The organism is Cyanobium gracile UHCC 0139 (genome assembly GCF_034931325.1).
Lineage (GTDB): Bacteria > Cyanobacteriota > Cyanobacteriia > PCC-6307 > Cyanobiaceae > Cyanobium > Cyanobium gracile_B.
Genome location: NZ_JAYGHX010000022.1, coordinates 1 through 2,960, shown reverse-complemented (window position 1 = coordinate 2,960; position 2,960 = coordinate 1). Strand labels below are relative to the sequence as shown.

Genomic DNA, 2,960 nt, shown 5'->3' with positions numbered 1-2,960 from the left:
GCACTATTCCGTACGCGGCCGCTTCTTCATCGGCACCGACCGGGATCCGGTCCCCCTGCACGAACGGGTGCAGGAGTGGAATCCCACCCTGCCCGGCACCCGGATCGATCAGAACTGCACCATTCCCTACTGGACCCCCTACAGCCCCGCCAGCCGGTCCGATTTCGAACGCTGCAGCAAGCCCGGTCGGCCCGGGGCCGGGGAGATCTTCCTGCTGGGCGATTCCCACGCCGAGCACCTGCTGCCGATGCTCGACCTGGTCACCGCCGCCACCGGCCAGCGCATCAGCTTCACCAACAAGCGCTCCTGCTTCATTGATCCCCAGCTCACGCTGTTCCTGAACAACCGGCCCTACAAGCCCTGCACCGATTTCGCCGCCGGGGAGATGGAGCGGGCTCTCGAACGTCTCAAGCCGGGAGACATCGTCATGATCTCCAGCAACCTCAACAACTACCTGAGCAGCGCCGACGCCGGTGGCACCAGCCAGGGGCAGCCGGCTTACCTCTCAGGCCGGCGGCTTAACGTCGCCGAGGTGCGCCAGGCCCACATTCTCAGCATGCGGGCCTTTGCCCAGCGTCTGGCGGCCCGGGGCATCCAGCTGGTCCTGGTGGTCGACAATCCCACCCTCGCCCGTGAGATCGTGGCCTGTCCGAAGGATTCCGCCAGCAGCTGCGCCCCTGATCCTGCCCTCACGGCCTCCAGCCAGCTGGCGGTGCGCCTCACCCTGGAGGCGGCGGCGGCGGGCCTGCCGAATGTGCATGTGTTCGACCCCACCCCCTATCTGCTGGGCCCGGATGGCCGGGTGCGCTATCGCAATGACCTGGGCAAGATCATCTACTCCGATTCCCACCACCTCAGCGTCAGTGGCAGCCGCTCGCTGGCGGCGCCGTTCGAGCGTTTCCTGTCGCAGGCGGGCCTGATCCCGGGGGGGCGCTGATGGCTGTGGCCCCCGCCGTCACGAGCAGCGGAGCCGCCGCAGCGGCGAGCGTCCCGGCGAGCGGCGGGGGCGGGAAGGGAGGGGGCTTTGCCTACCGGCCGGACATCGACGCGCTGCGGGGTGCGGCGATGCTGGCGGTGCTGGTGTTCCACCTGAACAAGGGCTGGCTGCCGGGTGGGTTCACGGGGGTGGATGTCTTCTTCGTGATCTCGGGCTACGTGGTGATGGGCTCGCTGCTGGGGCAGGCCAGCAAGCCGCTGTGGCCGCGTCTGGGGACGTTCTATCTGCGGCGTGTGCGGCGTCTGCTGCCGAACCTGCTGGTGTGCCTGGGGGTGACGAGCCTGGCGGTGGCCCTCTGGGTTCCACCCGGCGAGAACGGGCCCTACTTCATGACCGCGATCAAGGCGTTGTTCGGCTGGTCGAACAACTACCTGATGGGCCAGATCGATTACTTCAATCCCGACGCGGATCTGAACCCGTTCCTGCACACCTGGTCGCTGGGTGTGGAGCAGCAGTTCTATCTGGTGTATCCGCTGCTGCTGGTGGGGATCGGCTATGGGGTGCGGCGGAGCGTGCCGCTGCTGGCGGCGCTGATCGTGCTGTCGCTGGGTGCGAGTTGGTGGTGGACGCAGAGCGCACCGATGGCGGCGTTCTTCCTGATGCCGAGCCGGCTGTGGGAACTGACGATCGGCTCACTGCTGCTGGTGGCGCAACGGCGGGGCCTGCTGGGTGCGGCGTGGCTGCAGGGGCGTTGGCCACGGCTGGTGGGGGCGGCGCTGCTGCTGTGGGCGGTGGTGATGACGTCGGAGCGTGAGGGTTTTCCGGTGCCGGGCGTGCTGCCGGCGGTGGTGGGGACCTTGCTGGTGCTGCAGGCGGGCCCTGGGGAGGGGGGGAGATTCCTGCCGGGGCGGTGGCTGGAGCGGTTTCTGCTGACGTGCGGGCTGCTGTCGTATTCGCTGTACCTGTGGCACTGGCCGGTGATCGTGCTGCTGCGTTGGACGTGGGGGATGGAGACGTGGTGGCAGTACGTGGTGGCGGTGGCGGGGAGCGTGGTGCTGGCGGTGGCGGCGTACGGGCTGGTGGAGCAGCCGGTGCGCCGCTATCCGCTGAAGTGGTGGTGGGAGACGTTGCTGGCGCTGCTGGCGGTGGGGGGCCTGTGGATCGGCATCGATGCCCTGCAGAACGGCCTGCGGGACCGCCTGTTCCTCGGCACCGACCGGGATCCCGTGCCCCGCAGCGAGCGCATCCAGAACCTGCAGATCCCCGGTACGGGCATCGGCAGCGGCTGCAGCCTCGTCTACGGCCAGCCTTACAACGACACCACCCGGATCGATTTCGAGCGCTGCGGCCGTCCCGGCCGACCCGGCGCCGGCGAGATCTTCCTGCTGGGCGATTCCCATGCCCTGCACCTGCTGCCGATGCTGGACGCGGTGACCGCCCGCACCGGCCAGCGGATCAGCTTCACCTACCAGATGGCCTGCTTCACCGACCCCACCCTGCTGATGAGCTGGGGCAACAAGAGCTACGGCCCCTGCCGCGACTTCGTGGTCGGCGAGATGGAGCGCTCCCTGGAACGCCTCAGGCGCGGCGATGTCGTGGTGCTCTCCTCCTGGCTCAACTACTACGTGGGCGATGTCACCCCCGCCGGCACCCCCAGCGAGGCCAACGTCATGGACGGCGACCGCCGCCTCACCCCCGCCCAGGCCAGGGCGCGCCACGTGGCCAACCTGCGGGCCTACGCCCAGCGGCTCGCCGCCCGTGGCATCCAGCTGGTGCTGGTGGTGGACAGTCCGATGCTGGCCCGCAAGCCGCTGGAATGCCGCCGCTCCACCGGCCCGGCCGTGAGCTGCGCGCCCGAGCCCGCCGTGACGGCGGCCATGCAGCGAACGGTCCGTGACACCCTCGAGGCAGCGGCGGCGGGCCTGCCCAATGTCCACGTCTTCGACCCCACCCCCTACCTGGTGGGGGCGGATGGCAGGGTGCTGGATCGCCGTCCCGACGGCACCCCCCTGTTCGCCGACAA

At 69.3% G+C, this 2,960-nt stretch carries 2 protein-coding genes; both read left to right on the top strand.

Annotated features, from left to right (window positions below; translation table 11 throughout):
• Window positions 1-937, top strand: a 937-nt coding sequence (locus VB738_RS16420; protein ID WP_323306760.1) for an SGNH hydrolase domain-containing protein, incomplete at its 5' end; no start/stop codon positions are given.
• Window positions 937-2,960, top strand: a 2,024-nt coding sequence (locus tag VB738_RS16415) for an acyltransferase family protein (protein WP_323306759.1), incomplete at its 3' end; no start/stop codon positions are given. The genes VB738_RS16420 and VB738_RS16415, both read left to right, overlap by 1 nt.